Annotated in this window: 25 protein-coding genes; 19 read left to right on the top strand and 6 right to left on the bottom strand. The window is 60.9% G+C overall.

The window, feature by feature from the left end; translation table 11 throughout:
• Positions 1–6 precede the first annotated feature (6 nt).
• The 16 genes from ACZZ0B_RS15475 (at position 7) to ACZZ0B_RS15400 (ending at position 13,517) form a co-directional block, all read left to right on the top strand.
• Positions 7–768 carry a SurA N-terminal domain-containing protein gene (locus tag ACZZ0B_RS15475; RefSeq protein ID WP_463545682.1) on the top strand — a complete coding sequence of 254 codons (762 nt, stop codon included), beginning with the start codon at positions 7–9 and terminating at the stop codon, positions 766–768.
• 219 nt (positions 769–987) lie between these two features.
• Entirely contained in the window at positions 988–1,518 is a 531-nt protein-coding gene (locus ACZZ0B_RS15470; RefSeq protein WP_008086646.1) for a response regulator, read from the top strand.
• A gap of 81 nt (positions 1,519–1,599) precedes the next feature.
• The gene (locus ACZZ0B_RS15465) at positions 1,600–3,306 is read left to right on the top strand and encodes a GspE/PulE family protein (RefSeq protein ID WP_463545681.1); all 1,707 of its coding nucleotides are present in this window, start codon (positions 1,600–1,602) and stop codon (positions 3,304–3,306) included.
• Positions 3,287–4,090, top strand: coding sequence for a hypothetical protein (locus tag ACZZ0B_RS15460; RefSeq protein WP_463545680.1), 804 nt, complete (start codon positions 3,287–3,289; stop codon positions 4,088–4,090). The genes ACZZ0B_RS15465 and ACZZ0B_RS15460 overlap by 20 nt, the downstream gene beginning before the upstream one ends.
• Position 4,091: 1 nt before the next feature.
• Complete coding sequence (locus ACZZ0B_RS15455) at positions 4,092–4,637, top strand: PilN domain-containing protein (RefSeq protein WP_008086652.1); 546 nt, start codon at positions 4,092–4,094, stop codon at positions 4,635–4,637.
• On the top strand, positions 4,624–5,172 hold the full coding sequence (locus tag ACZZ0B_RS15450) for a GspMb/PilO family protein (protein ID WP_008086654.1): 549 nt from the start codon (positions 4,624–4,626) through the stop codon (positions 5,170–5,172). Before ACZZ0B_RS15455 ends, ACZZ0B_RS15450 begins: the two co-directional genes overlap by 14 nt.
• Positions 5,172–5,684 (top strand): hypothetical protein, encoded by a 513-nt coding sequence (locus ACZZ0B_RS15445; RefSeq protein WP_463545679.1) that lies wholly within the window; start codon positions 5,172–5,174, stop codon positions 5,682–5,684. The genes ACZZ0B_RS15450 and ACZZ0B_RS15445 overlap by 1 nt, the downstream gene beginning before the upstream one ends.
• On the top strand, positions 5,681–7,528 hold the full coding sequence (locus tag ACZZ0B_RS15440) for a secretin N-terminal domain-containing protein (protein ID WP_463545678.1): 1,848 nt from the start codon (positions 5,681–5,683) through the stop codon (positions 7,526–7,528). The genes ACZZ0B_RS15445 and ACZZ0B_RS15440 overlap by 4 nt, the downstream gene beginning before the upstream one ends.
• Before the next feature lie 2 nt (positions 7,529–7,530).
• Entirely contained in the window at positions 7,531–8,004 is a 474-nt protein-coding gene (locus ACZZ0B_RS15435; RefSeq protein ID WP_158832972.1) for a type II secretion system protein, read from the top strand.
• 5 nt (positions 8,005–8,009) lie between these two features.
• Positions 8,010–8,384 (top strand): type II secretion system protein, encoded by a 375-nt coding sequence (locus ACZZ0B_RS15430; protein ID WP_007919395.1) that lies wholly within the window; start codon positions 8,010–8,012, stop codon positions 8,382–8,384.
• Positions 8,359–8,898 carry a type II secretion system protein gene (locus tag ACZZ0B_RS15425; RefSeq protein ID WP_008086659.1) on the top strand — a complete coding sequence of 180 codons (540 nt, stop codon included), beginning with the start codon at positions 8,359–8,361 and terminating at the stop codon, positions 8,896–8,898. Before ACZZ0B_RS15430 ends, ACZZ0B_RS15425 begins: the two co-directional genes overlap by 26 nt.
• Entirely contained in the window at positions 8,895–9,287 is a 393-nt protein-coding gene (gene csgE, locus ACZZ0B_RS15420) for a curli production assembly/transport protein CsgE (RefSeq protein ID WP_141126716.1), read from the top strand. Before ACZZ0B_RS15425 ends, csgE begins: the two co-directional genes overlap by 4 nt.
• A complete protein-coding gene (locus tag ACZZ0B_RS15415; RefSeq protein WP_463545677.1) occupies positions 9,284–9,715 on the top strand; it encodes a curli assembly protein CsgF in 432 nt (143 codons plus the stop codon). Before csgE ends, ACZZ0B_RS15415 begins: the two co-directional genes overlap by 4 nt.
• Before the next feature lie 28 nt (positions 9,716–9,743).
• Positions 9,744–10,604 (top strand): CsgG/HfaB family protein, encoded by an 861-nt coding sequence (locus ACZZ0B_RS15410; RefSeq protein WP_463545676.1) that lies wholly within the window; start codon positions 9,744–9,746, stop codon positions 10,602–10,604.
• Positions 10,605–12,071: 1,467 nt separating this feature from the next.
• Positions 12,072–12,545 carry a hypothetical protein gene (locus tag ACZZ0B_RS15405; protein WP_008077333.1) on the top strand — a complete coding sequence of 158 codons (474 nt, stop codon included), beginning with the start codon at positions 12,072–12,074 and terminating at the stop codon, positions 12,543–12,545.
• Positions 12,546–13,145: 600 nt separating this feature from the next.
• Positions 13,146–13,517 carry a DUF6124 family protein gene (locus ACZZ0B_RS15400; RefSeq protein ID WP_064120102.1) on the top strand — a complete coding sequence of 124 codons (372 nt, stop codon included), beginning with the start codon at positions 13,146–13,148 and terminating at the stop codon, positions 13,515–13,517.
• Between the two features lie 174 nt (positions 13,518–13,691).
• Here the strand turns inward: ACZZ0B_RS15400 and ACZZ0B_RS15395 are convergent, their stop codons facing one another.
• The 6 genes from ACZZ0B_RS15395 to ACZZ0B_RS15370 form a co-directional block, all read right to left on the bottom strand.
• Positions 13,692–13,964: a type II toxin-antitoxin system RelE/ParE family toxin gene (locus ACZZ0B_RS15395; protein WP_463545675.1), complete on the bottom strand. Its 273-nt coding sequence runs from the start codon at positions 13,962–13,964 to the stop codon at positions 13,692–13,694.
• Positions 13,965–14,156 carry a type II toxin-antitoxin system RelB family antitoxin gene (relB, locus tag ACZZ0B_RS15390; protein ID WP_463546943.1) on the bottom strand — a complete coding sequence of 64 codons (192 nt, stop codon included), beginning with the start codon at positions 14,154–14,156 and terminating at the stop codon, positions 13,965–13,967.
• Positions 14,157–14,529: 373 nt separating this feature from the next.
• Complete coding sequence (locus tag ACZZ0B_RS15385; protein ID WP_463545674.1) at positions 14,530–15,981, bottom strand: curlin; 1,452 nt, start codon at positions 15,979–15,981, stop codon at positions 14,530–14,532.
• A 28-nt stretch (positions 15,982–16,009) separates the two neighbouring features.
• On the bottom strand, positions 16,010–16,474 hold the full coding sequence (locus ACZZ0B_RS15380) for a curlin (RefSeq protein ID WP_008077339.1): 465 nt from the start codon (positions 16,472–16,474) through the stop codon (positions 16,010–16,012).
• 73 nt (positions 16,475–16,547) lie between these two features.
• Positions 16,548–18,776, bottom strand: coding sequence for an Ig-like domain-containing protein (locus tag ACZZ0B_RS15375; protein WP_463545673.1), 2,229 nt, complete (start codon positions 18,774–18,776; stop codon positions 16,548–16,550).
• A 35-nt stretch (positions 18,777–18,811) separates the two neighbouring features.
• Positions 18,812–20,158: a hypothetical protein gene (locus ACZZ0B_RS15370; protein WP_463545672.1), complete on the bottom strand. Its 1,347-nt coding sequence runs from the start codon at positions 20,156–20,158 to the stop codon at positions 18,812–18,814.
• A gap of 423 nt (positions 20,159–20,581) precedes the next feature.
• On the opposite strand from ACZZ0B_RS15370, the gene ACZZ0B_RS15365 reads away from it, so the two are divergent.
• The 3 genes from ACZZ0B_RS15365 to ACZZ0B_RS15355 all read left to right on the top strand — a co-directional run bounded on the left by ACZZ0B_RS15365 (position 20,582) and on the right by ACZZ0B_RS15355 (position 26,208).
• Positions 20,582–22,030 carry an ATP-binding protein gene (locus ACZZ0B_RS15365; protein WP_463545671.1) on the top strand — a complete coding sequence of 483 codons (1,449 nt, stop codon included), beginning with the start codon at positions 20,582–20,584 and terminating at the stop codon, positions 22,028–22,030.
• 270 nt (positions 22,031–22,300) lie between these two features.
• Positions 22,301–25,108 (top strand): multicopper oxidase domain-containing protein, encoded by a 2,808-nt coding sequence (locus tag ACZZ0B_RS15360; protein ID WP_463545670.1) that lies wholly within the window; start codon positions 22,301–22,303, stop codon positions 25,106–25,108.
• Positions 25,105–26,208: an SCO family protein gene (locus ACZZ0B_RS15355; RefSeq protein WP_463545669.1), complete on the top strand. Its 1,104-nt coding sequence runs from the start codon at positions 25,105–25,107 to the stop codon at positions 26,206–26,208. The genes ACZZ0B_RS15360 and ACZZ0B_RS15355 overlap by 4 nt, the downstream gene beginning before the upstream one ends.
• Positions 26,209–26,232 lie beyond the last annotated feature (24 nt).

The following is a 26,232-nucleotide window of genomic DNA, read 5'->3' as shown; positions in this document are numbered from 1 at the left end:
CCGATCATGAAACGCACAACGCTGATCTTGCTGCTGAGCTGTTGGCTGCCACTGGCGTGGGCCAACAACGAAGCGGCCGTGGCGCGGGTCAACGGCGAGGAAATCTCCGGGTTTCGTTTCGAGCGCTTCTTCGCCGAATACCTGGAAGATCAGGGCCGCGCCGTGGCGAGCATTCGCAATCCCAAAGCCTACAAACAGCTGCGCCAAACAGCGCTGCAAACGCTGATCGATAAGGAGCTGCTGTGGCAAGAGTCGCAGAAACGCGGGGTGCAGATCGACCCGCACAGGGTGCTTCAGCAGGTTGAGCAAACCCGCAGCGCCATCGGCGGCACGGACAAATTCCTCCGCCGCTTGCAGGACGCCGGTTTCGACGAGGCTTCCTTCACCGAGTACACCCGCCGCGAACTGGCGGCGCAGCAGGTGTTCGCCGAGTTGATCCGGGCGAACACTTTGCAACCCCGGCATCAACTGATCCGCGTACCCGCGCACGCCGATGCCGCCACAGATGCCGCGGCGCGTCTACGCTTGATGCAAATGCGCGCCTCGATAGTCGACGGCGCCACGTTTGCCAGCCAACCGCTACGTTCACCGTTCGGCTGGCACCTGATTTATTTGCCGAACCACTTGGAGGCCGCCGATGTCCCAGATTTGCAGGGGCTGGATACAGTCAGGGCACAGCTCGCCCGACAGCAACAGACCCAGGCTCGTCGTCAGGTGCTCGCGCAATTACGGGTGCAGAACAGGATCGAACGAATTGACGACGATTGAAGGTTCCCCCCCAATAGTGGGGAATGGCTTCGATGCCCATTCAGGTGCTTCCCCGTTTCTGGGGAACGGGGTACCGGGACGAGCGGGCATTGTCATTAATTTCAAGGACATGAAGAGATAAAATTACCGGCGCTCAGCCTGGCATGAAGTGTGCGTTACCACGTGTAAGGCGCACTCTCAGGGCGGGGTCATCGGACCTGCTGTTTCAAGGAGTCGACCTTGGTTAACAAAGTACTGGTTGTCGAAGACGAACAGCTGCTTGCACAAAACCTTCAGGATTATCTGTCGGCGCAGGGGCTGGACGTCCGGATTGCACATGACGGAGCGACGGCGATCGGCCTGGCCGAAACCTTTGCCCCGGACGTGCTGGTGTTCGATTACCGCTTGCCCGATATGGAAGGCTTTGAGGTGCTCGACGCAGTCCGCCAGAACAGGACGTGCCATTTTGTGCTGATAACGGGTCACCCGACCGCTGAAGTCTGTGAGCGGGCGCGGCAACTGGGGGTCAGCCACATCCTGTTCAAACCGTTTCCATTGGCGGAACTGGCCCGAGCGGTCTGCGACCTTCTTGGCATCAAGCGTGAAGCGAAACCCGGTGCGAGCCCTTCCGAGGGCTTTGTCGAACGACGCCAGAGCAGGACCGAGAGCTTCCCGTTGCAGTTGTACGATGGCAGTTGGGTGTTGGCGGATCGGCGACGACAGTTGCACGCCATGGCACCGGACGACGATCAAATGCTCACCGGGGAGTAATGGCGCGATCAGACGTTCCGGCACTTGCCGCCAAGGTTTGCCGCGCCGACAGGGCACTAAGCCCCGGTTGGAGAGCAAGCCATGGAACGTCTGTCCGTTGTCGTCGAACCGCTGTTGGCCGAAAGCGCCCCCGCGCGCTTTTCCAGTGAACAGCTTGCCCAGGCCCGGGCGCGGGCCGCCACCTCTGGCGAACGCGTGCTTGAAGCCCTCGGCGTACTCTGTGAAATGGCGCCGATGCCGTTCATTCATACCCTCGGCGCCACCCTGCATTACCCGGTGCTCGACACCGACAGCCTGTTTCAAGCGACGCCGGTGTTTGACCGGGTCACCCTCGCACAATGCCTGAAACGTGAATTCATCCTGCTGCGCCACAACGACGAAGTCATCGGTGTGTTTGCCGACCCCTTCGACCCGGCGCGGCTGGCCTGGATTGACGACTGCCTGCACGGCGCGCCGCTGCATCTGGTCCACGCCGATGACCTCAAGGCCTATCTGGCCCGCCACGAAGAAAGCTTCCACGCCGTCGAATCGCTCAACGCCCAAGGCGACACTCACCACGAAATCGACACCCTGCAAAGCCTGTCGCTGACCAGCATCAGCGAAGACGCCAGCAGCGTGGTGAAACTGGTCAACTCGACCCTCTACGACGCGCTGAAAATGCACGCCAGCGACATCCACCTCGGCACCACCGGCAACGGTCTGGTGATCAAGTACCGCATTGACGGCGTGCTCAACAACATCAGCAAGGTCCAGGGTACGGAGTTCTCCGAGCAGGTGATCTCGCGGGTCAAGGTCATGGCCGAACTGGACATCGGCGAGAAACGCGTGCCCCAGGACGGTCGCTTCAAAATCGGCATCAGTGGCCGTCAGATCGACTTTCGCGTGTCGATCATGCCGAGCATCTTCGGCGAAGACGCGGTGCTGCGGGTGCTCGACAAACAGGATCTGGCCGACAAGGTCTGCGGCGTGCAATTGCAGGCGCTGGGCTTTGAAGATGAAACCCTGCGCCAGTTACGCCGCCTCGCTGCCGAACCCTACGGCATGGTGCTGGTCACCGGCCCGACTGGCAGCGGCAAGACCACCACGCTGTACGCGATGATCACCGAGATCAACCATGGCGTGGACAAGATCATCACCATCGAAGACCCGGTCGAATATCAATTGCCGGGGGTGCTGCAAATCCCGGTCAACGAGAAAAAAGGCCTGACCTTCGCCCGGGGCTTGCGCTCGATCCTGCGCCACGACCCGGACAAAATCATGGTCGGCGAAATCCGTGACCCGGACACCGCACAGATCGCCGTGCAATCGGCGCTCACTGGTCACCTGGTGTTCACCACCATCCACGCCAACAATGTCTTCGACGTGATTGGTCGCTTCACCCAAATGGAAATCGACCCCTACAGCCTGGTCTCGGCGCTCAACGCGATTCTCGCCCAACGTCTGATTCGCTTGGTCTGTGCCAGCTGCAGCGCGCCGGTCAATCCGAGCGATGAAGAGCTGCGCGCATCCGGCCTCGATCCGCAGAAAGTCGACCATTACCACTTCGTCCACGGCAAGGGCTGCGGCCATTGCCGGGGCAGCGGTTATCGCGGGCGCACGGCGATTGCCGAGTTGCTGCACCTCGACGACGAACTGCGCCAGATGATCGTCGAGCGCCAACCGATCAAACAAATCAAAGCCCTGGCCTGCGCCCGTGGTTTGCGCCTGCTGCGCGAATCGGCGCTGGAGCTGGTGGAACAAGGTCGCACCACGCTGGAGGAGATCAACCGTGTCACATTTATCTCGTGAGCGTTTTGTCGCCGTGCTCGGCGCCAGCGGTGTTGGCCTCGGTCAACGGCGTGGCAGCGACACCCTGTGGCTGGGCAGCGTCGGCTACATCGACGAAGGCTTCCAGAGCTACGCGGTGGCGCTGGACACCCTCGACTGCCTGCTCGGTGAACACGCCGGTGCCGGTGCCGAGTTGAGCGTGGTCATCTCCGGGCACTTCAGCCGCTTCTGCCTGGTGCCATGGAGCGCGCAGATCAGCAGCCCGGAAGAACTGCGTGGTTTCGCCCAACTGTGTTTCGAAGACCTGTTCGGTGCACCAACCCAGCCGTGGAGTCTGGTGTTGTCCGCCGAACCAGCCGGTTACGACCGCATCGCCAGCGCCTTGCCGCAAGACTTGCTCGAACGCCTGCGCACGCTGGTCAGCGGTCGCGGTTTGCGCCTGCGCTCGGTGCAGCCGTACCTGATGGCGGCGTTCAACCGCTTCGACAAAAGCCTCGATGCCGGCGACTTCCTCTTCGTCGTCGCCGAGCCGCAACGCAGTGTGTTGTTGCTGGCGAGGGAAGGGCGCTGGGCCGGTGTGCGTTCGGTCGGCGGCAGCGACAGCGATGCCGCGTTGAATGCCCTGATCGGTCGCGAACGGCAGCTGCAAGCCTCGACCAGCGAACGTGCGTTCAACGTGTATCTGCATGCGCCGGCGCGCCTCGATGCGCATCCGGACGTGGCGGGTGTGCAACTGCGCACCCTTGAAGATGACTCGATGACTGTGCGTGACGGCTTGTACGTCATGTCCCGGGCGGTGGCCTGAGATGCGCGCGCTCAATCTCGACTTCCAGCCACGTCCTCGTTCCGGCCCATTAGGTTGGAGTTTGCTCGGCGGCGGAGTGCTGCTGGCGCTGCTGTGCTTTGGCGTGCAACAGCACCTCGACGCGCACACCGAACAGCAACAGGGCCACCTGCAAACCACTCAGCGCCAGCTCACCGGCGACAACGGCGCCAAGTCCACCCTGAGCCCGGCGGAAACCCGCGAGCAGGCACAAAACCTCGCCGAAATGCGCAAAGTCTCGCAGCAACTGCGCCGGCCGTGGGAACGCCTGTTCGCCATGCTCGAAGCGATGCCGCGCGATGACGTCGCACTGCTCAGCCTGACCCCGGATGCGCGCAAAGGCCAGGTCCGCATCAGCGCTGAAGCGCGGGATCTGCAAGCGATGCTCGACTTCCACAAACGTCTGGAAGCCAGCGACGAGCTGTCCGACGTCTCGCTGTTGAGCCACGAGATCGTCGTCAAATCGCCGGAACAACCGGTGCAATTCAACCTGTCGGCGACTTGGGAGATGGGCGATGCGAATCCCTAGACTGATCGTCCACGAATACCTGCAAGGCCTCGGCATTCCAGGCCTGGCCGGGCTGGCGCTGCTGCTGGTCGCCGTGGCTTGGGCACTCGGTGGCTTGCTGCCGGGCTGGCAATCGTTGCAGCACCTCAGCCAGCAGACTCAGGAAGCCACCGCGTACCTGGCCAAGGTTGAAGACGGCAGTATCGCGCCGCCGGTGGTGCCGCAACGTCAGCTCGACGACTTCCGCAACAAACTGCCGGCGCAGCCGCAAGCCACCGTCGCCATCGACCGCATCTACGCCCTCGCAGCCCAGGAGCACATCACTCTGGCGCGTGGCGAATATGCCCTCGGCGTCGACCCGAAAACCCATCTGGCGCGCTATCAGATCCTTCTGCCAGTGCGCGGCAGCTACCCGCAACTGCGCCGCTTTGTGCACGCCTTGCTCGGCCAGTTGCCAGCGGTGGTGGTGGAAGACCTCGAGTTGCAACGCAAGAAAATTGGCGACACCGACCTCAATGGCCGGATCCGTATGACCCTTTACCTGTCGAGGTCATGATGAATACCAAGCGCGTGACAGGTTGGTTGGCGTTCTTCGGCGTAGCGGCCGCGCTGGCGTGGTTGCCGGCGTATTTCTCGCCAAGCGAAGACGTCGATTCCAATGAAGTGGCCGTCGCCACACCGGGGAAAACCCGTGGTGCGCTGCCAGCCAGCAGTGCCAAGGCCAAAGACGCGCCGATCAAGGACCTGAGCCCGGCCGGCGATCTGTTCGCGGCGAAATCCTGGAAGGCCGCGCCGACCCTGGCCACGGTCACCGAACAAGCGATCAACCCGGCCACAGTGGTGCAAGCCCCGAGCCTGCCACCGGTGCCGTTTCAGTTCGTCGGCAGGCTGCATGACCGCAGCGACCTGCAAGTGTTTTTGCAGAACGGCGAAAAAATCTACGTCGTGCGCAACGGGGATGTGATCGACGACACCTGGAAGATCACCGGCATTTCCGATGTGGAATTGAGCCTGGTCTACCTGCCTTTGCATTTGTCGCAGACCCTGTCTGTGGGGAGTACGCAATGAACCGTTCCCGTTTGCTGATGAGCCTGGGCCTGTGCGCCGGGCTGGCCGCGTGCAGTTCTGCACAAGTGGCCAACAAGGAAGCCGCCGACCTGATTGAACAGGGTCAGTACGAGGCGGGGCTGGCCCGCATCGAGGAAGGTCTGCGTGAAAATCCTCGCGACACCGAATTGCACTTGCTGCTCAACAGCGGCCGGGCCAAGGCGATCACCGCGCTGCTGACTTCCGGCGACACCGATCGCTCGCGTCGCGACTTCGCCTCGGCACGTATCGCTTACGCACGAGTGCTGACCATCGAGCCGAACAACCGCCGCGCTCAGGATGCCCTGAAGCAGATGGATTACCTGCGCAGCATGGACGAAAAACTCGAGCTGGCCCGTGGCGACCTGCGTCGCGGCGATATTTATGGCGCCGATCGTCAGGTCAAACAGATCCTCGAACTCGACCCGAACAACGACGGTGCGCTGGAGCTGCAAGGCAACATTCGTCTGGTGCAGAGCCGCAACGTGATTGCCTATCCGCAACTGCGCACCAAGCTTGATCGCCCGGTAACCCTGGAATTTCGCGACGCCAACCTCAAGACCATTTTCGAAGTGCTGTCGCAGGTCGCTGGTCTGAATTTTATCTTCGACAAAGACCTGCGCCCGGACATGAAAGCGACGATCTTCGTGCGTGACGTGCGCATCGAAGACGCCGTGACCCTGCTGCTGCAACAGAACCAGTTGCACCAGAAAGTGGTGAACGAAAACACCTTGCTGATCTACCCGGATTCGCCGCAGAAAGTGAAGGATTACCAGGAACTGGTGATGCGCACTTTCTACTTGACCAGCATCGATGCCAACACCGCACTGAACATGGTGAAAACCATGCTCAAGACCCGCGATGTGTTCGTCGACGAACGCCTCAATACCCTGACCATGCGCGACACCGAAGACGCCGTGCGCATGGCCGAGAAACTCCTGCAATCGCAAGACCAGTCCAACCCGGAAGTGGTGCTCGAAGTGGAGGTGATGGAAGTCGCCACCCAGCGCATTCTCGACCTTGGCCTGCAATGGCCGAGCACCTTCGGCGTGGTCAACTCCGATGGTTCGCCGGTGACGCTGTTGGGCCAACTCAAAGGCATCAACTCTGACCGCATCACCATCGGCCCATCGCCGCAAGCCAAGATCAACGCGCAGGACAACGACATCAACACCCTCGCCAGCCCGGTAATTCGCGTCAGCAACCGCGAGCAGGCGCGCATTCACATCGGTCAGCGTGTGCCGATCATCAGCGCGACCTCGGTGCCGTCGACACAGGGGCCGGTGATCACTGAAAGCGTGACCTATCTGGATGTCGGTCTGAAGCTCGAAGTGACGCCCACCGTGCACCTGAACAACGAAGTGGCGATCAAGATTGCCCTGGAAGTGAGTAACGCCACGCCGCTGGAACCGACCCGTCAGGGCACAATCCCGGTGCAGGTCGATACCCGCAACGCGCAAACCTCGCTGCGTTTGCACGACGGCGAAACGCAGATCCTCGCCGGACTGGTGCGCAACGATCACGGTGCTACCGGCAACAAGATTCCGGGCCTCGGCGACATTCCGGGCTTGGGCCGCTTGTTCGGCAGCAACAAAGACACCATCGGCAAATCCGAACTGGTGCTGTCGATCACCCCACGGATCGTGCGCAACCTGCCGTATCAGAGCCCGTCGGACATGGAGTTCTCCACCGGCACCGAAACCAGCATGCACATCCAGGCACCGGATCGTTCGCAGAGCTACGTGATGCCGTCACCGGCCGCGCAGCCGCGTGCCGTCGGTGAATCGGCCGTGGCCACCACCCGCGTCACCGTCGAGAAGCCTTGATCATGAACGCCTCCCAACGCGGTTTCACCCTGATCGAAGTCGTGGTGACGCTGGCCCTGATCGGCCTGTTGGCGAGCATGGCCGCGCCACTCACCGAGACCCTGGTGCGGCGTGGCAAGGAGCAGGAATTGCGCAACGCGCTGTACCAGATTCGCGATGCCATCGATGCCTACAAGCGTGCCTTCGATGCCGGTTACATCGAGAAGTCGCTGAACAGCAGCGGCTACCCGCCGAACCTGAAAGTGCTGGTCGAAGGCGTGCGCGATGTGCGCAGTGCCAAAGGCGCCAAGTTCTACTTTTTACGCCGCATCCCGCGCGATCCGCTGGTGACGGCCAAACGTGATGACGAAGGGGGTTGGGGCGTGCGCGCCTACAACAGTTCGGCTCAGAACCCGCGCGATGGCGAGGACGTGTTCGACGTCTACTCCCACGCCCGGGGCAAGGGCCTCAACGGCATCGCCTACCGCGAGTGGTGAACCTCATGCGCCGGGAAAAAGGTTTTACCTTGCTGGAGCTGATGGTGGTGATGGCGATCATCGCCACGCTGATGACCATCGCGCTGCCGCGCTACTTCAACAGCCTCGAAGCGTCGAAGGAAACCACCCTGCGCCAGAGCCTGTCGGCGATGCGCGAGGCGCTGGATCACTTTTACGGCGACACCGGGCGTTATCCGGATTCCATCGAGCAACTGATCGAACAACGTTACCTGCGCAATGCGCCACTCGATCCGATCACCGAACGCAAAGACCAGTGGGTGCTGATCGCGCCACCGGACGGTGTGGCTGGCGGCGTGGCCGACATCAAAAGCGGTGCTACCGGGAGGGCGCGTGATGGCAGCCAGTATTCCGAGTGGTAACCGTGCGCAGCAGGGTGGTTTCACTTACCTGGGCGTGCTGTTCCTGATTGTGGTGATGGGCATGGGCCTGGCCAGTGCCGGCGAGTTGTGGTCGACCGCTTCACGCCGCGACCGCGAGCGTCAGTTGCTCTGGGTCGGCACCCAATACGCACAGGCGCTGCGCAGCTACTACCGCAGCTCGCCGGGGCTGGCGCAGTACCCGAAAGAGCTTGAAGACCTGCTCGACGATCAGCGTTTTCCTGAGGCTAAGCATCACTTGCGTCAGCTCTATCCGGATCCGATCGGTCAGGGTGAATGGGCGCTGCAACGCGGTTTTGACGGACGCATCACCGGCCTCAACAGCCCGTCGACCGAGCTGCCTTTGAAGCAGGCGGACTTCCCGACGCAGTGGTCGGATTTCGATGGCATGCAGCGTTATTCCGATTGGCAGTTCGTCGCTGAAAAAGCCTTCCTCGAAGGCACTAATGGCCCGGCCAAAGGCCAGTCGAATTTGCCGCAGGCGTTGCAGCCATGACTCGTCAGTGGTGGTGCGCGCTGATCTTTACCGCTGTGGCGTGCTGCGCCAGCGCCGGTGAAGAAGACGAAATGATGGGCTTCATCGTCGACGACACGATCTCGCACATCGGCCACGACTTTTATTACTCGTTCAGTGAACGCTTGCGCGACACCAGCCCGATGGATTTCAACCTGGTGGTGCGCGAGCGGCCCGACGCGCGCTGGGGCAGCCTGGTGACCGTGGAATATCAGCAACGCCTGGTTTATCGGCGCTTCCTGCCGCCGAACACCGTGGAACTGAAGGACGAGGCGTATGACGCCGCCGACTGGGTTCGACGCCAGGTTGTCCAGCGCAAGCTGGAGGCTCTGTTGCAGGACACCACCGACCTTGAGAAGGACGAACTATGAACAGCACAACGTTCTCACGGCGCAGCGGATTGTGGATCTCGGGGTTGTTGATCGGGCTCGCCAGCGCTGCCGCTGTCCAGGCCACTGAACTGGTCTACACGCCGGTCAACCCGTCGTTCGGCGGCAACCCGCTCAACGGCACCTGGTTGCTCAACAACGCGCAGGCGCAAAACGATCACGACGATCCGGATTTGAAAAGCCGTTCGACCGTGGCCGGCACCTCGGCGCTGGAGCGCTTCACCAGTCAATTGCAATCGCGGCTGCTAGGGCAGTTGCTGGACAACATCTCCACCGGCAACACGGGGAGCCTGTCCACCGACTCTTTTATCGTCAACGTCATCGACGACTCCGGGGCACTGAGCATTGAAGTGACCGATCGAGCGACCGGTGAGGTTTCGGAAATTCAGGTGAACGGCCTCAACCCATGACGGGCTGACGGTTCCGGGGAGAACGGACATGAAAAAGATCATCGCGTTAGGGCTGCTGTTGGCGACATTACAAGGGTGCAGTCTGCGTGAGCCGATGTCGGCCGAGCAGGACACCGAAACCCCGACCCTGACCCCCAGGGCCTCGACTTATTACGACTTGCTGAAAATGCCGCGACCCAAGGGCCGGTTGATGGCGGTGGTGTACGGCTTCCGTGATCAGACCGGGCAGTACAAGCCGACGCCGGCGAGTTCGTTTTCCACCAGCGTGACCCAGGGTGCGGCGTCGATGTTGATGGACGCGATGCAGGCCAGTGGCTGGTTTGTGGTGCTGGAGCGGGAAGGGCTGCAGAACCTGTTGACCGAGCGCAAGATCATTCGCGCGTCGCAGAAGAAGCCGAATACGCCGGTGAATATTCAGGGTGAGCTGCCGCCGTTGCAGGCCGCGAACATGATGCTTGAGGGCGGGATCATCGCGTATGACACCAATGTGCGTAGCGGTGGGGAAGGGGCGCGGTATTTGGGGATTGATCTGCAGCGTGAGTATCGGGTGGATCAGGTGACGGTGAATTTGCGTGCGGTGGATGTGCGTAGCGGGCAGGTGTTGGCGAATGTGATGACCAGCAAGACGATTTATTCGGTGGCGCGCAGTGCGGGGATTTTCAAGTTTATCGAGTTCAAGAAGTTGCTTGAGGCGGAGGTTGGCTACACCACGAATGAGCCGGCGCAGTTGTGTGTGTTGTCGGCGATTGAGGCGGCGGTGGGGCATATGGTGGCGCAGGGGATTGAGCGGCATTTGTGGCAGGTGGCGGGTGACAGTTCTACGCCTTCGCAGGATGATGTGTTGAATCGGTATTTGACCCAGAACAAGATTGATCCTGAGGCGGAGTGAGGTTTTTGCTGTTGAGCTTGGCGGCCTGATAGCCGACCAGGCTCTCTCGGTCGAAACCGGTTTAAACCTGTAGGAGTGAGCCTGCTCGCGATAGCTATCTATTGGGCATCGACGATATCGCGAATGCACTCAGACCTTGTGGGAGCTGGCTTGCCAGCGATGGCGGCCTTACAGCCGATCAATCTCTGGCAGATGTACCCAGTTCCAATTGTGGGAGCCAGCCTGCTGGCGATGATTCTCTGGTTGGCTGAGTACATATCCATTCCTGCGGCAACGGCTGCTTAGGGTTTCGCCCTGACGGCGACTCACTTTTTTTTCAAACGCCTAAAAAAAGTAAGCAAAAAAACGCTTGCTCCTACGTGCGGCCCACTCGCTAACGCTCGGGGTTCCTTCGCTCCGGGACCGATCCGGGCGCAGCGCCTACGGTTTGCTTCGCTGCACCTCCTCTCGCTGTGTTTGGCTGCGCCAAACGGTCGCTGCGCTCCCACGCCCGGATCAATCCCTCCACTCAGCCTTCCGACGTCGCCCGTGGATCAAGATCAAAAGCAGGCGAGCTGACACTCGGCCTAATGGCGGGCGCGTTCACTGTAGGAGCTGCCGAAGGCTGCGATCTTTTGATCTCGCCCTTGCTCTTGTAGGAGTGAGCCTGCTCGCGATAGCTATCTATTGGGCATCGACGATATCGCAAATGCACTCAGATCTTGTGGGAGCTGGCTTGCCAGCGATGGCGGCTGATGAGCCGAGCAATCCCTGGCGGTTGCACACGTTCACTGTAGGAGCTGCCGAAGGCTGCGATCTTTTGATCTCGCCCTTGCTCTTGTAGGAGTGAGCCTGCTCGCGATAGCTATCTATTGGGCATCGACGATACCGCGAATGCACTCAGATCTTGTGGGAGCTGGCTTGCCAGCGATGGCGGCTGATGAGCCGAGCAATCCCTGGCGGTTGCACACGTTCACTGTAGGAGCTGCCGAAGGCTGCGATCTTTTGATCTCGCCCTTGCTCTTGTAGGAGTGAGCCTGCTCGCGATAGCTATCTATTGGGCATCGACGATACCGCGAATGCACTCAGATCTTGTGGGAGCTGGCTTGCCAGCGATGGCGGCTGATGAGCCGAGCAATCCCTGGCGGTTGCACACGTTCACTGTAGGAGCTGCCGAAGGCTGCGATCTTTTGACTTTGATTTTTTAGGATCAAGATCAAAAGATCGCAGCCTTCGGCAGCTCCTACATATGCGTATTTCGATTCGAAATGTTTGAAGGTTGTTTTGATTTTGCAGACTCTTCCGACCGGGTTTTCAGGTTATCCGTCCGCAACATTTCGCTTCGTAGACTACAGCCCAAACCTATCGACAGATTTTCAATGCTGTCTACTGTCAACCCTGACAGTAGACAGCGCAAAAAGCCGTACCTACCTTGATTCATCCAGATTCACTATCTGGTCACAGGACAAGACAATCAAGGAGATGAACATGGTGACTGAATTTGTTTTTCCGAGTGAAGAAAGCCCTACCTCAGGTTCCCTGCGCGCCAACATCAATGGTGTGGCTTTTGCGGCGGACGGTTTGAATTTCGCTTATGACTATCACGTTCCCATGCGACGGATGTATCTGACATTGGCTGCTGCCCAGGAAACGCAGGATGCCCAAGGGAAAACAGTGGTGAACGTCATTGAGGTTGTATTCAGTGCCGAGATAGAAAACGGTCGCAGTGATATCGTCAACGGGCACGTGGCCGCAGCCTATTCCACGATGCAGAAGACAGGCGGGAAATCCTCTACCCGGATCTTCAACGCCGATGAAGGCTCGTTCGATATAACCTTTGATCGCGAGAAGAATATCTACAAAGGCACATTTCACTTCCAGTCAAAGGATGCTGTACATCCCGGTGTTCTGATCAGCGACGGTGAATTCGATATCACGGGCCGAGACAGCTTTACCATCTAGCTGGAAAGCAGATTTTCCAGCACGGGTCGGCGTAGTCAGTACCTATTTCACGTGACGTCCAACGTGTTCGCAAAACGTTTGGGGCCTCGTTCATCGCCTGGTGGATAGCCCGGTGGTTTGAGAGCGGAGAGGCGGCCGGTTTTGGCGCTTTCCGAGACTTGAATTTAACTCGGTAGCGCACGTCGACGTCTCTCTCTCAATCTCCTCGGCAGTTCCCTCTCCCTACGGGCGGTCCGACGTTTCGGGAGGGCCAGGGTGAGGGTTGCGATCTGCGTTTGTTTAAAGACGTGTCTGAATCAGCGGAACCTTCCCACAAGGTTTTCAGGTTGTCCGTAGGACGTCCGGTCTTTAGCCTGTGTTCGTCGCTACCAATTCAGCGACCGGGCATGGAAACCCGAAGACACGAGAGAGCAGATAAGCCTTTCATAACGTATGCTTGCGCACTTTCATTGTGTGCACTCTGTTATGGCGGTTGTGCGCGGGAGACATTCGTGTCTGCCGGGTTGCTCTCTCCCGGATTTCCAGCCTGCGTACAGCTGCCACCCATTTTTCCTGGAAGTCGAATGGGCCAGCTGCAACTATCAATGAGAGAGAATCACCATGAAAAAACCAACCCCCAACCCCCCAGAATCAGACGCCGACACCACATCCCCCTACGCCTCAGTCGACAGCAAAAAACTCCACGAAGCCGCCGATCGCGCCCTCGATTTCTACCTCAACCCCACCGCCCACATCATGTCCAGCGCCAACGAGCCGGAACCCATGTACCTCGCCAACCCCCGGTACAACACCGAATCCCTGCTGGCCAACGCCAGCGAAACCCTCGGCTCGGCCAGCGAAATGCTCATCAACTTCGCCGCCTCCCTGGAAACCTCACATCGCAAAACCGCCTTGGGCATCGCTCAAGTCGTCATGCTGGGCGAACTGGCAGTCAACCAAGCGCTGGATCACGTCGAGTTGAAGGATGGCTAATTAGATCGTTCCCACGCGCAGCAAAGGAATGCCGCCCCTGACGCTCTGCGTCAAATTCGCGAGTTGGAACGCGGAGCGTCCCGAGAGGCATTCCCACGCAGAGCGTGGGAACGATCAAAAAAACTGTACCTCCACGGCAAGCACGGTTTCTTGTGTTGAGACGAGGAAGCGATCTTAACTGGGGTCGCGTCGAGGGTACTCCTGACCCGCATGCAAGATGCTCACAATCTCAATGTGGTCCGCCACTTGATAAACGACGAGATAGTTCGGGCTTACCACAATCTCTCGAGTGCCGGGAGAGCGGCCCTTGCGATACAGGTGTGGATGCCAACAAAGCGCAGATGTAGTTTTGACGACGGACTTGTGAAGTGCAGTCGCCGCTAAAAAATTCGCTCGCCAATGTACTTCAGGATTTTCGAGAGTTCGACCCGAGCCTTGGGTCGCCACTTAATCTGCATCAGCGCTTTTGCGCATTGATTCCATCAAGGCATTGATTTCCTCCATCACTTGCTCATGGGGAATACTCGGACGCGGATCATCGAGAGACGCTTGTACTTCCGCCCTGAACCAGCGGTCATAGCTCGCAGCCTGTTCTCCAGGATCAAGGTTCGAGACGACTGGGCACAGTGGGTCAATCATCTTTGGGTCGATCATGGCACCTCCGGGATCAATGCCTGAAAGTCTATTCGGTAAGGGGAATGTTGTCGTGGTTGTCTGGATGAATTGCACGTTGGTCGAGCTCCTTTGGGTTCAGGTTGTCCCGAAAAATCCTAGTCCTTGCGCTTCCGACGGCCAACCGCCAGAGGTAGTAGGAAAACGTGCAGCTTTTCCAGAAACCATTCCTTTTTCTGAAGCAAAAGAAATCTCATGTAGGAGCTGCCGAAGGCTGCGATCTTTTGATCTCAATCTTTAAAAGCAAGATCAAAAGATCGCAGCCTTCGGCAGCTCCTACATAAGGTTAAAAACCGCGACCCCCCTCACCAGAGAATCGCGGCCTATCAACACCCAACCCCTACTGCTGCAACACCGTCGCCTGGTTAGCCGAGCCAAACTGCTGAATATTCGCCGTCTGCGTAACCCCACTCTGATCGACATTGGCAATGTTCCCCGTCCCGCCCTGGGTCACATACGCCACGTTCATCGTATCCGCCTGCTTAACAGTGATCATGTTGTCGCTGCCATACAACTGCGCGGTATACGCCTGGTTGCCAGTCCCGGATTGATCGAACTCAGCACTGTTGCCGGTGCCATTCGAAGAACCCTGAATCAGGTTGGTCGTCCCGCGCTGATCCGAGATCAGAATGTTGTCGCTACCATTCTGATCAAAATACAGCTCGTTATACGACTCCGCCTGACTGACCGTGGTCTTGTTGCCAGTCCCGGTCTGATGCGTGGTCATCACGTGCCCGACGCCATCCTGAGTGAAGCTGGCGATGTTGCCATTGCCCGCCTGAGTAACCGTCGCGCGTTGGCCACTGCCGAACTGGCCGCCGGCTTGCGGGCCTTTCCAGTTGCTGGCGTAGACCTTGTTGTCGTTACCCACGGAGGTGGCGCTGAGCACGTGACTGTCGCCGTTCTGGTAGGTGAAGTGCACGTTGCCGTTACCCACCTGATACAGCGCCAGTGTCGAGTTGACCGATTCGAACTGGTCGGCGTAGATCGCGTTGGTGTTGCCGACTTGGGTGACGGCGGCGTTGTTGTTTTCGCCGAAGCTTTGGTCGACCACGGTTTCGTTGCTGTCGCCATATTGGTTGACGGTGGCTTGGCTTGCGAGTTGCGAGTCTTGCCAGATTTCGCTGCCGTTGAGGTTGCCGAACTGGTTGATGCTGATGTTGCCGCCGGTGCCGTTGCGCTGGTCGCCGTAGGCGTAGTTGCCTTCGCCGGCCTGGTTGATGCCGATCTGGCCGCCGTTGTGCAGTACTTGTTCGGCGGTGCCGTAGTTGGCGGTGCCGTATTGGGTGATCACCGAGCTGTTGCCGCTGCCTTCATAGAGTTGTTCGATGTTGGCTTCGTTGCTGTCGCCGAACTGGAAGGTTTTGCCTTCGCTGCCGTTCTGCGAGTCCTGATAAATGAACGAGAAGTTGCCGGTGCCTTGTTGCTGTTGCAACGCGCTGTTCGGTGAGCCGAAGCCCAGCGACTGGCTGGCGTGAGCGGTGTTGAAGGCGCCGACTTGTTGTTGGGTGATGGTGGCGTTGTCTTCGTAAAGCTGTTCGGCGTAACCGGCGTTGTAGTCGCCGACCGCGTCCTGGGTAATCACGCTGGTGGCGTGGTCTTGCACGGCGGCGGCGTCGTTGCCCTGGCCCAGTTGGGTCTGGGTGGCGGTACTGAACGGGGCCTGGGTCTGTTTCACGTCGGCGATGTTGGCGGTACCGACCTGGCTTTGGTTGGACAGGCTGTCGTCGGCCATGGTCTGGGCACTGATCATGACCAGCAGGGCGGCGGTGAGGGGCGTCAGTTTGAACATGATTGAACTCTCCGATGATTTGCAGTGCTTAGCGATATTGCTTGACCGAAACGCTCATGCCGTTGCCCGACTGGGTCACGGCGCTTTGCAGCCCCGCGCCGGCCTGCTCGATGCTGGCGTCGTTGTTGTTGCCGTTTTGCGAAATCTGCGCGCGGTTGTGGCTGCCGTTTTGCGTGATTGAGGCGGCGTTGCCGGAACCGTTCTGGTTGATCAGGGCCATCAGGTCGCTGCCCTGTTGCAGGATGTACGCCTCCTGATTGCTGCCCGACTGCACGATCTGCCCGAGCAGCGACTGACCGTTCTGTTGCAGCAGGGCGACGTTGGCCTGGCCGAGCTGGTCGATCAGGGCTTGCTGACCCACGGGTGGGGGCAGTTCGCCGAGGTCGCTGCTGGTCGGGGCCAGGTCGTCGTTGTCCATCAGGTCGTCGGCGCGCACGCCCGCAGTGCTGCACAGCAGGAGCAGACAAAGCAGGGCGGCGGTCGGCGTGTTCATGGCGAAAATCCTGTGTGGCGTTATCCGGTTGAGAACCGTGCCCCAGCCACCCGAAAGTGGCTGGGGATCTGGCCTACAGCGTGGTCACCGAGACCGTGCGCACGGTGCCTTGGGACGAGCGGATCGTCGCGGTCGGGTTGGCCGATGGCACCACCGTCGTGTTGTTCAGCGTCAGCCGCCAGCGACCGGTCACCGGTACGGTGGTGGTGCCGAGGGTGACCAGCCCGGTCGGGGTGGTGACCTGCACGGTGATGGTGTTGCCGGTGGTCACCGACGAGGTGCCGGTGAAGTCCCAGTTGAAGCGCCCGCCGGAGCGTGCCTGCACCGTCGATGCGGTCACGGCGAAGGTTTCCGCCGCTGGCCGTGGCGACACTTGCACCGTGACCGTGGCTGGCGTCGACAGGGCGCCGAAGCTGTCCCGGGCGATGTAGGTGAAGGTCGTGGTGAACGCCGTGGTCACGGTGGCCGGTGGCGTGTAGGTGATCACCGTGCCGTCAGTGCTGACCGTGCCACGGCCGGCGGCCGGTTGGGTCAGACTGGCGACGCCCAGCGGCACGTTGCCTTCCGGATCGGTGTCGTTGGCCAGCACGTTGATCGGGATCGCCACACCCAACGTGGCGACGCTGTCGGCGACGGCGGTCGGTGACCGGTTCGGTGCGACGGTGATCGTCACGGTCGCCGGATTAGCCGAGGCCAAGCCTTTGGCGTCTTGCGCTTTGTACGTGAACGTCGTGGTCAGTGGCGCGTTGACCACGGCGGGCGGCGTATAGACCACAGCGGCGGTGCCACTGAGGGCTACGGTGCCTTGGCCGGCCGCCGGTTGAGTCAACGCGGTGATGCCCAGCGGATTATCGCCATCGGGATCGCTGTCGTTGGTCAACAGGCTGAGGGTGATCGGCACACCGAAGCTGGTGCTGCCGGTGTCGGCATTGCTGATCGGCGCCTGGTTTTCCCCGGTGTCCGGCGCGGTGCCGACCACGACGACCGCCTCGGTGTCACTGCCGCCGGCGGCGGATTTCACCGTGACGGTGGCCGGTGGCTGGGTCAGGTCGGCGACGGTGATGCGTTGCAGCGTGCCGGTTTTCGACAGACGTCCGTAGCCTTGGGCAACCATGTCCGGGATCGCCACTTCATCGGTCGATGTCGCTTCGATCAACAGACTTTTGTTGGCCCAGCTGTAGCGCGCGGTCTGCACTTTCACCACGTCAGTGAGTTTGGCCGACACGGCGGTTGGCCGCGTGGTGCCCGTCGGGTTGGTGGCGGTCACGACCACCACCGGCGGCACGGCGCCAGTGCTCAGTCGCTGGCCGAAGAACAGACCGTTGTTGTCACCCAGCAAGTTGGTCTGGCATGGGGTCTGCGGCGGACCGGGCAGCAGCGCCACGCTTTCGCGGAAGCACAGGGTCGAGCTGCTGTCAGCCTTGGCGAACACCTCGGCACGCACGCCGGCGGCGGTGCGGCGGTAGGTGGCGCGGTCGATGTCGACGTGGGTTTGCTGACGATTGTCGAGCACTTTGCCGGACAGGCTGAACACGTTCGACTGGATGGTTCCGGCAGGCCCGGTGATGCGCACGAAGTTAGTGTTGAACGGGCTGCCGGTCACGGCCTCGTTGAGGTTCGGGTCGCCGACGAACGTTTCGCTGGCGCCGGAGTCCGGGTTCACTTCTGTGTAGGGGCCGTTGACGCTGCGCAGGAACGGGCCGATTGCGCCACCGACAGCGCCGCTGAAATTGCCCGGCGCGCCGATGCCGATGTCGCGAGTGATGTTGATCGCTCGCCGGCCAGGCGCGGTGACGTTGACCGTTTCCACACCATACGGGTGAGTGATGGTGTAGGTGCCGGCAAGGGGCACGTTCACCCGGATGCGAATCCGCGCGAAGCTTTGCTGATCACCATCGGCCGGATTCTCCGAAGCAAACGCTGCTTCAATCCCGGCGACATAGGCGTCCATCCCGTAACCGGCGGCGTTGTTGGCGATGGTGGTTTCGGCGAGAAACCAGAACGCTTCCGGCGGCCAGTTGTCCGGGAAAATCATCGGCTGAGCATCATCGTAGATACCCGGCTCGGCGAGCAGGATGCACATGTAGGCCGGTGGCACGCTGGCCGCCACTCGTGAGCTGGCGGCGCGCGACTGGCAGAGTTCCATCGACAGTTGGTTTTCGTCCTGATACCACATCGGGAATTTCCCGGTGGCGAAGGTGTAGGGGCCGGGGTCGACGGCGGCAAGTTGCGCATAGGCACTGCCGGTCAGCGAGAGAGCGAGCCCGAGCGCGTTGAGCGCAAAGCGTGGCCACTTGTTCATGATGCCTCCTGATGCGGATCTGGGCATGTGAGCGTTCATTGCACGATGACCACTTCTTCGGTATCGCTGCCGCCGTTGGACGACGTCACGCGGACCCGGGACGGTGGGATCGGTGAGATCCCGGTGGCCAGGGTTTTCACCGCACCGTCGCCACCGAGCGCGCCGATGGCGGCGCCGCTGCCGGAGGTGGCGGTGAGCACCGGCGGCGAAGTTTCGTCACTGGTCGAGGCCACCACGGTGAGTTGTCCGGAGCTCAGGCTGTATTGCGCGCTCTGGATCACCACCAGGTCGGTCAGGGCCATGGGCAGGGTGGTCGGTGTGCTGCTGGCGATGGCGAGGTGGTTGTCGGCGGTCACTTGCAGGGTGGTCGGCAAGGCCGGGTTGACCGAGGACTGTGCGTACCAACTGCCGGTGCTGTTGGCTTCGGTCATGTTCAGCACAGGCGTGCTGCTGGTGACGGCCGCCGTGCCCGGAGCGGGCGGGGCAAGGACGAAGACGTCTTGCTGCGCCACCGGTGCGCTGTCGCCGGCCTTGCGTGAGTAAGTGCTGCGCTGGGCGATCATCGGCGTTGGCCGCACGACGGTCGACAACTTGCCGGAGACGGCAAACGCCGTCGTACGCAGGTCGATCCCGCCGGGGCCTTCAATGCGCACGTAGTTGGTGTTGAACGGACTGCCGGTGACCGCCTCGCTGAGGTTCGGGTCGCCGACGAATTGCTCGGCGGCGCCGGTCACCGGGTTGGTCTCGGTGTACGGGCCGTTGACGCTGCGCAGGAACGGGCCGATGTCGCCCTTGAGTGCGCCGTCGTAGGTTTTCGGCGTGCCAATGCCGATGTCGCGGGTCATGTTGATCGCGCGGCGGCCGGGGGTGTCGATGTTGAACACGTCGACGCCGTACGGGTGGGTGATGACGTAAGTGCCAGCGGTCGGCACATCGACGCGAATACGGATGCGCGCGAAGCTGACTTGATCGCCCTCGACCGGTTCTTCGGCGGCGAAGGCGGCTTCGATGGCGCTGACGTAGGTCAGGTCGATGCCGCGCGCCGCGTCGACGAGGGTAGTTTCACCGGTGAACCAGAACGCTTCGTCAGGGAAATTGGTCGGGAAGACGATCGGTTGCGCGTCGTCGAACACCCCGGGAGTCGGCAGCAGCGAGCACATGTACGACGGCGCGCCGGGTGCGCTCGGTACGCGAGAACTGAGTGCTTTGGACAGGCACAGGTCCAGGGTGCGACCGTGGGTGTCCTGATACCAACTGGCGAAACCGCCGTTGGCCGGCGCGTACGGACCGGGGTCAACAGCAAACAAAGCGGCCTGAGCAATGCCCTGGGCCAAGGCGCTCACGACCAGGACGGTCGCGGTTTTGGACAGTAAAGGGTGCATGAGTTAATCCCTCTATCAAAGTACCTGCCCCTTGGGGTTGGGTCAGTTGCACAGGGCCTGTACACCTTCCATGCCAAGGTGCGGTGGATGGGCGGGAGAGGGCCGGATCAGAAGGGTTGGCGCGTGTGAGGCTGAGGTTTTCAGGCCGCGGGAAAAGGGCGTCATTCCCCAGGATTGGGGACGGTGGGGATACCCTCGATGGCCCGCTGTACACAAAACCCCTGTAGGAGCTGCCGAAGGCTGCGATCTTTTGATCTTGATTTAAAAACAGGATCAGAAGATCGCAGCCTCGTTTTACTCGACAGCTCCTACAGGGATTTGGGGTGGGTTTGGGAGGTGTACATCGGGTCGATATCCCCGCATCCGGGCAAACCCCCACCCGTGGGCTATAACCCTATAGGGACGTATCGGGAAGTCGCCGCCATGAATATTCAGTCAAAATCGCTACCCGTCGAGGAGGGCACCCTACGGTTGGGCTCGCGCAAGCAGCCGTTCAACCTGCTGCGTTGGTTTTCGCTGATCAGCATGGCGGTGATCGGCACCGTGGCCGTGGCCCTCGGAGCGGTGTCGACGCGGTTTGTCATCGAGGAAAGCGTGCAGCGCGATGCCTTGCTCACCGCGCAGTTCATTCAGGCCATCGCTTCGGCCGAGGTGCGCCACGTCTCCATTCCCAACGTGCGCACCATGGGCGAATTGCTCGACCCGCGCCAGGACATGCATTTCCCCGACGTCAGTCCACAGGCCCGGGCCGATGCGCGTGGTGAATTTCTCGATCACATCGAACACCTGCCGGACGTGATTCTCGCCAACATCTATGCGCCGGACCGCCAGGTGATCTGGTCGACAAACCCCGTGCTCATCGGCACCAGCATTCATGCCGACGAAGACCTTGATCGGGCGTTCAACGAAAAGATTCCGGTGTCCGCCAGTTATCACGACGTCGACAAGGCCCGTGAGGAACAGAAGTTCGTCATCCCGCCGGATTACATCTTTATTGAAAACTACATTCCGCTGTTCGACGCCGAGGGCAAGAACGTCACGGCGATGGTCGAGATCTACAAGGAACCCAAGGACCTGATCGCCCGCATGGAGCGTGGGCTGACGCTGATCTGGCTGGCCACCGCGCTTGGCGGCGGGCTGATTTATCTGGGTTTGTACTGGATCGTGCGGCGCGCGGCGATCCTGCTCGCGGCCCAGCAGAAACAACTGATCGCCAATGAAACGTTTGTCGCGCTGGGCGAGATGTCCTCCGCCGTTGCGCACAGCTTGCGCAATCCACTGGCGACCATCCGTTCCAGTGCCGAACTGGCGCTGGAGTTCGACGCGGGCCCTGCCGAAAAGAACATCAAGGACATCATCGGCCAGGTCGACCGCATGTCGAAATGGGTGCGCGAATTGCTGCAATCGCTGCGCCCGCTCAACGATGATCCGGAGCCGGTCAATCTCGTCGCGACGTTGCACGAAAGCCTCGTTGCCTTCGAACAGCAGATCGCCCGTGCCGGCGTAAAAGTGGTGTTCCACCCGCAGCACACGCCGATGGTGCTCAGCCAGTCGGTGCAACTGACGCAGATCCTCAACAGCCTGCTGGCCAATGCACTGGAGGCGATGGACAAGGGCGGCACGTTGACTGTCACTCTCGAGCCGAGCGACGACCGAGGTGTTTGCGTGGTGCTCAGCGACACCGGCAAAGGCATGAACGAAGAGCAGCGCACCATGGCCTTCCGGCCATTTTTCACCACCAAGGCCGGTGGTCTCGGCGTCGGCCTGGTGCTGGTCAAACGCATCATGGAACGCTTCGGCGGCGGCGTAACCCTGCACAGCCGCGAAGGTGAGGGCACCACCGTGCGCCTGGCCTTTCAATTAGTCCCCTGATCCACACCTTCCGCCCTGTAGGAGCTGCCGAAGGCTGCGATCTTTTGATCTTAAAAACCAAGATCAAAAGATCGCAGCCTTCGGCAGCTCCTACATGAGGTTTGTATAACTGAAAAATTGTGAACTTCCCCCACCAGTGGGTGTCAAGCCCCGGTCACCGGGGAGTGGGGAAACCCACAGCGTCCTCAAGTCCCTGTTACAACTGGAAATAATTTCTTGGCGCACTAGTTGCAAAACACCATCACCCCTTCCTTGATGAGGCGGCTGGTGATGGACAGAACAACGCGTGACCCAAGCAACACCTTCCTGCTGACGCCTTTGAGCGTCTTTCTGATGTTGACCCTCGGCACCATGGCCAGCGTTCGCGCCAGCCCCATCGATGACGAACGACAGCCAGAAACCTCCGACCCGTCGGCGTACTACGACGAACCGGCTGATCGTGCCGGGGCGCTCAATAACATCCTGACCCTGCCCGAGGCCAACGAAGACTCCTTCGATTTGCCCGACGGCGTCAAAGGCAGCCGCGACTCGACCCGCACGGAAAACATCCTGCCGCCGACGGTGCAGACCAGTTTCAACTACCCCACCAACGGCAAGCCCAGCCCGCTCTATGGCGCGCAGCCGTTCACCCAGCAGTTGACCCTGTTTGAAGAGTTCGGCCCGGAAAAACTCGACCCGACCACCCCGGCCGCGCCGCTGCCATTTCCACCGGCCGCGATTGGCCCGGCCCCTGCGCAGGACCCGAACAATGTCGCCCGCAGCGCGCCCCCCGGCAGCGCCCTCGATGCGTTCCTGCGCCAACCCGGACTGACGCCATTCCCCAGTCAGTTCTCCAACGTCGTCGACCGCAATCCGTGGCAGGCGCAGATCGAGGTGTTCCTCAATCGCCACATCGGTTCCTCCGCTGAAGGGCGGCCACCAGGAAAAGGCTGGGCGCACCAGCGCTGGAACGAGTTCTACCCACAAGTGGCGTACAAAACCGTGCAGACCGGCGCGCGCCTCAACGGTGGCCTGCGTGACAGCGTGCAAATGCACCATTACGCGGTGGGCGAGTTCGGCCCTGGCGGCCTGTACCACAACGTCGCCGGTGTACCGCTGACCGACGGCACCTCGAAGGGCGTCGACCCGCGTTTTCACCCGGCGATGCCGGCGCAAAACCACAACTCGGTATGGACCTTCGACGGCACGCTGCCGCCAAAACTGTTGATGGTGCGTTACGGCCAACCGGTGATGATGCGTCACTACAACGGCTTGCCGATCGATCCATCGGCCAACCACGGCTTTGGCCTGCACACCATCAGCACCCACGAGCACAACGGCCACGCGCCAGCGGAAAGCGACGGCTATGCCAACGCGTTCTTCTTCCCCGGCCAGTTCTACGACTATCGGTGGCCGATCCAGCTCGCCGGTTACGACAGCATCAACACCAAGGCCGAAGACCCGCGCGCCGCGTTCCCGTGCGCACCGGGCGAAACCCTGTGGGTCAACGACCTGGCGCCGGCGAAGAAGACCTGTGACAACGGCACCATCAAGATCCGTGGCGACTGGCGCGAAACCATGAGCACCCACTGGTTCCACGACCACATGCTCGATTTCACCGCGCAGAACGTCTACAAGGGCAACGCGGCGATGATGAACTACTACAGCGCGCTGGATCGCGGCAATGAGTCGATCAACGATGGCGTCAACCTGCGTCTACCCAGCGGCAGCGCCTTGCCGTGGGGCAACCGTGACTACGACGTAAACCTGGTGCTCGCCGACAAGGCCTGGGATCAGGAGGGTCAGTTGTGGTTCAACCCGTTCAACACCGACGGCTTCATCGGCGATCAGGTGCTGGTCAACTGGCAGTGGAAACCGACGCTGGACGTGCGCGCACGCAGTTATCGCTTCCGCATCCTCAACGGTTCGGTGTCGCGCTATTTCAAACTGGCGCTGGTGCGTGAAATCAAAGGCAGCGGCGGTGAGTTCCAGGGGCCGAAAAACGCCGGCGTGTCGTACAGCCGCGTGCCGTTCCACATGATCGCCAACGACGGCAACATCATGGAGCACAGCGTGCCGTTCGACGGCAGCATGGACCTCGACGCCGACGGCGATAAACAGAACCACAACGCGATCCTGCCGACCCAGGGCATCGCCGAGCGCTTCGACATCATCGTCAACTTCTCGAAAAACGGCATCAAGGCCGGCGACAAGCTGTTCTTCCTCAACCTGCAGGCGCAGGACGATGGCAAGGGGCCCAAAGACGTGATTTCGCTGGCCGATGTGCTCTCGGAGAAATACCTGCCGGTGATCAAACAGACCAGCAAAGGTCCGCAATGGGACAAGGGAGATCCGGCGGTGGGCAAGGTCTTGCAGCTCAACGTCAAGGCTTACACCGGTCAGGATCTGGCGATGAACCCGGCAGCCTACGAACCGGCCAAACCGGGCAAGGCCGAAGGGCTGGTGATGATTCCGCTGAAGATCCATCGTGACAACGCCGCCGACAAAGCGCTGCTGGCCAAGGCTCGTCACCGCACCTTCACCTTCGGCCGTTCCGACGGCACCGATGAAGCACCGTGGACGGTCAAGACTGACGGCGGTTTCGGTTACCACATGGACCCACGTCGCCTGAATGCCTCGACCCAGTTGTCCAGTGGCCCGACCGATGCCGGTGTCACCGGGTTCGGCACGTTGGAGGTGTGGAACATCAAGGCCGGCGGCAAGGGCTGGAGCCATCCGGTGCATGTGCACTTCGAGGAAGGCATCATCCTCAGTCGCGGCGGCAAGACCCCTCCAGAGTGGGAAAAATGGGCGCGCAAGGACGTCTACCGCATCGGTTCCGAAGCCGATGGTCTGGACAGCGTCGAGATGGCGATCAACTTCCGTGAGTTCGCCGGGACGTACATGGAGCACTGTCACAACACTCAGCATGAGGACAATTCGATGCTGCTGCGTTGGGACCTTGAGAAGCCGGGCCAACTGCAACTGATGCCAACCCCTCTGCCAAGCTGGGACGGTGTGCGCTACGTCAACTCCGCCGCGCTGCCAACCTTCCGCAACGGCGACGGTATGGGCCCGCAAGTGGTGGTCAAGCCATGAACCGCCGCCACGGTGACCGCCAACCGCTGCATACCCCGCGCTCCCGGGCGCTGGGCATGCACCTGGTGCTGCTGCTGGTGGCCTGTGTGCTTGGCAGCCGCGTGCTGCTGGCGCACCAGGCCAGCGTCAGCGAACCGCCAGCGTCCAGCGAATCCGCCACCCCGTGGGGTGGCGACTATTTCCCCAACACCTTGCTGACCGATCAGGACGGTCGGCAGGTGCATTTCTTCGATGACCTGATCAAGAACAAAGTGGTGGTGATTAATTTCATCTTCACTTCGTGCAGCGACTCGTGCCCGCTGGAAACCGCACGCCTGCGCCAGGTGCAGAAATTGCTCGGCGATCGGGTTGGGCAGGACATCTTCTTCTACTCGATCAGCATCGACCCGCTCAGCGACACCCCCGAAGTGCTCAAGGCTTACGCGCAACGCTTCAAGGTCGGCCCCGGCTGGAAGTTTCTCACTGGCGAATTCGAAGACGTCACCGACCTGCGCAAAAAACTCGGGCTGTTCATCGAAGGCGTCGACAACGGTCGCAACAAGGATCACAACCTCAGCCTGATCGTCGGCAACCAGACCACCGGGCGCTGGATGAAAGCCTCGCCGTTCGAAAACCCGTGGATCCTCGCCGATCAACTGGCCAACACCTTGCAGAACTGGAAGCAGCCGAGCATCGAGGAAAGTTACGCCAACGCCCCGGACATTCGCCCGCCGAGCAATGGCGAAGAACTGTTCCGCACCCGCTGCGCCTCGTGCCATAGCCTCGGCCCGCAGGACGGTCAGGGCATCGGCATGCGCAGCATCGGCCCCGACCTGATCGGCGTGACCCGCAACCGTGACAACAAATGGCTCAATCGCTGGATCCGCGAACCGGATCGCCTGCTCGCGGAAAAAGACCCGATTGCGCTGCAACTGTATGAACAATTCGAGCGAATCCCGATGCCCAACCTGCGCCTCGACGAGCCATCCGCGCAGTCGATCATCGACTTTCTCAGCGATGAAACCGAGCGTCAGCAACCGTCCACCGCGGCTGTGGCCGACGGTGCTTTGACGCCAGTAAAACCGGGCGATCCAGCCGCGACGGTGAGTCGTATGCAGTAGCGGCGAAATAGCATCATTGAACCG

The organism is Pseudomonas sp. AC247, from assembly GCF_979258015.1.
Note: the sequence above shows the minus strand (reverse complement) of the source record. Positions and strands in the feature narration are given on the sequence as shown.

Bases quoted from the DNA above. Each gene is read 5' to 3' on its own strand.
- ACZZ0B_RS15475 (WP_463545682.1), top strand. From the start codon at position 7: ATGAAACGCACAACGCTGATCTTGCTGCTGAGCTGTTGGCTGCCACTG.
- ACZZ0B_RS15465 (WP_463545681.1), top strand. From the start codon at position 1,600: ATGGAACGTCTGTCCGTTGTCGTCGAACCGCTGTTGGCCGAAAGCGCC.
- ACZZ0B_RS15455 (WP_008086652.1), top strand. From the start codon at position 4,092: ATGCGCGCGCTCAATCTCGACTTCCAGCCACGTCCTCGTTCCGGCCCA.
- ACZZ0B_RS15450 (WP_008086654.1), top strand. From the start codon at position 4,624: ATGCGAATCCCTAGACTGATCGTCCACGAATACCTGCAAGGCCTCGGC.
- ACZZ0B_RS15445 (WP_463545679.1), top strand. From the start codon at position 5,172: ATGAATACCAAGCGCGTGACAGGTTGGTTGGCGTTCTTCGGCGTAGCG.
- ACZZ0B_RS15440 (WP_463545678.1), top strand. From the start codon at position 5,681: ATGAACCGTTCCCGTTTGCTGATGAGCCTGGGCCTGTGCGCCGGGCTG.
- ACZZ0B_RS15435 (WP_158832972.1), top strand. From the start codon at position 7,531: ATGAACGCCTCCCAACGCGGTTTCACCCTGATCGAAGTCGTGGTGACG.
- ACZZ0B_RS15430 (WP_007919395.1), top strand. From the start codon at position 8,010: ATGCGCCGGGAAAAAGGTTTTACCTTGCTGGAGCTGATGGTGGTGATG.
- ACZZ0B_RS15425 (WP_008086659.1), top strand. From the start codon at position 8,359: ATGGCAGCCAGTATTCCGAGTGGTAACCGTGCGCAGCAGGGTGGTTTC.
- csgE (WP_141126716.1), top strand. From the start codon at position 8,895: ATGACTCGTCAGTGGTGGTGCGCGCTGATCTTTACCGCTGTGGCGTGC.
- ACZZ0B_RS15415 (WP_463545677.1), top strand. From the start codon at position 9,284: ATGAACAGCACAACGTTCTCACGGCGCAGCGGATTGTGGATCTCGGGG.
- ACZZ0B_RS15410 (WP_463545676.1), top strand. From the start codon at position 9,744: ATGAAAAAGATCATCGCGTTAGGGCTGCTGTTGGCGACATTACAAGGG.
- ACZZ0B_RS15405 (WP_008077333.1), top strand. From the start codon at position 12,072: ATGGTGACTGAATTTGTTTTTCCGAGTGAAGAAAGCCCTACCTCAGGT.
- ACZZ0B_RS15400 (WP_064120102.1), top strand. From the start codon at position 13,146: ATGAAAAAACCAACCCCCAACCCCCCAGAATCAGACGCCGACACCACA.
- relB (WP_463546943.1), bottom strand. From the start codon at position 14,156: ATGATTGACCCACTGTGCCCAGTCGTCTCGAACCTTGATCCTGGAGAA.
- ACZZ0B_RS15385 (WP_463545674.1), bottom strand. From the start codon at position 15,981: ATGTTCAAACTGACGCCCCTCACCGCCGCCCTGCTGGTCATGATCAGT.
- ACZZ0B_RS15380 (WP_008077339.1), bottom strand. From the start codon at position 16,474: ATGAACACGCCGACCGCCGCCCTGCTTTGTCTGCTCCTGCTGTGCAGC.
- ACZZ0B_RS15375 (WP_463545673.1), bottom strand. From the start codon at position 18,776: ATGAACAAGTGGCCACGCTTTGCGCTCAACGCGCTCGGGCTCGCTCTC.
- ACZZ0B_RS15370 (WP_463545672.1), bottom strand. From the start codon at position 20,158: ATGCACCCTTTACTGTCCAAAACCGCGACCGTCCTGGTCGTGAGCGCC.
- ACZZ0B_RS15365 (WP_463545671.1), top strand. From the start codon at position 20,582: ATGAATATTCAGTCAAAATCGCTACCCGTCGAGGAGGGCACCCTACGG.
- ACZZ0B_RS15360 (WP_463545670.1), top strand. From the start codon at position 22,301: ATGGACAGAACAACGCGTGACCCAAGCAACACCTTCCTGCTGACGCCT.
- ACZZ0B_RS15355 (WP_463545669.1), top strand. From the start codon at position 25,105: ATGAACCGCCGCCACGGTGACCGCCAACCGCTGCATACCCCGCGCTCC.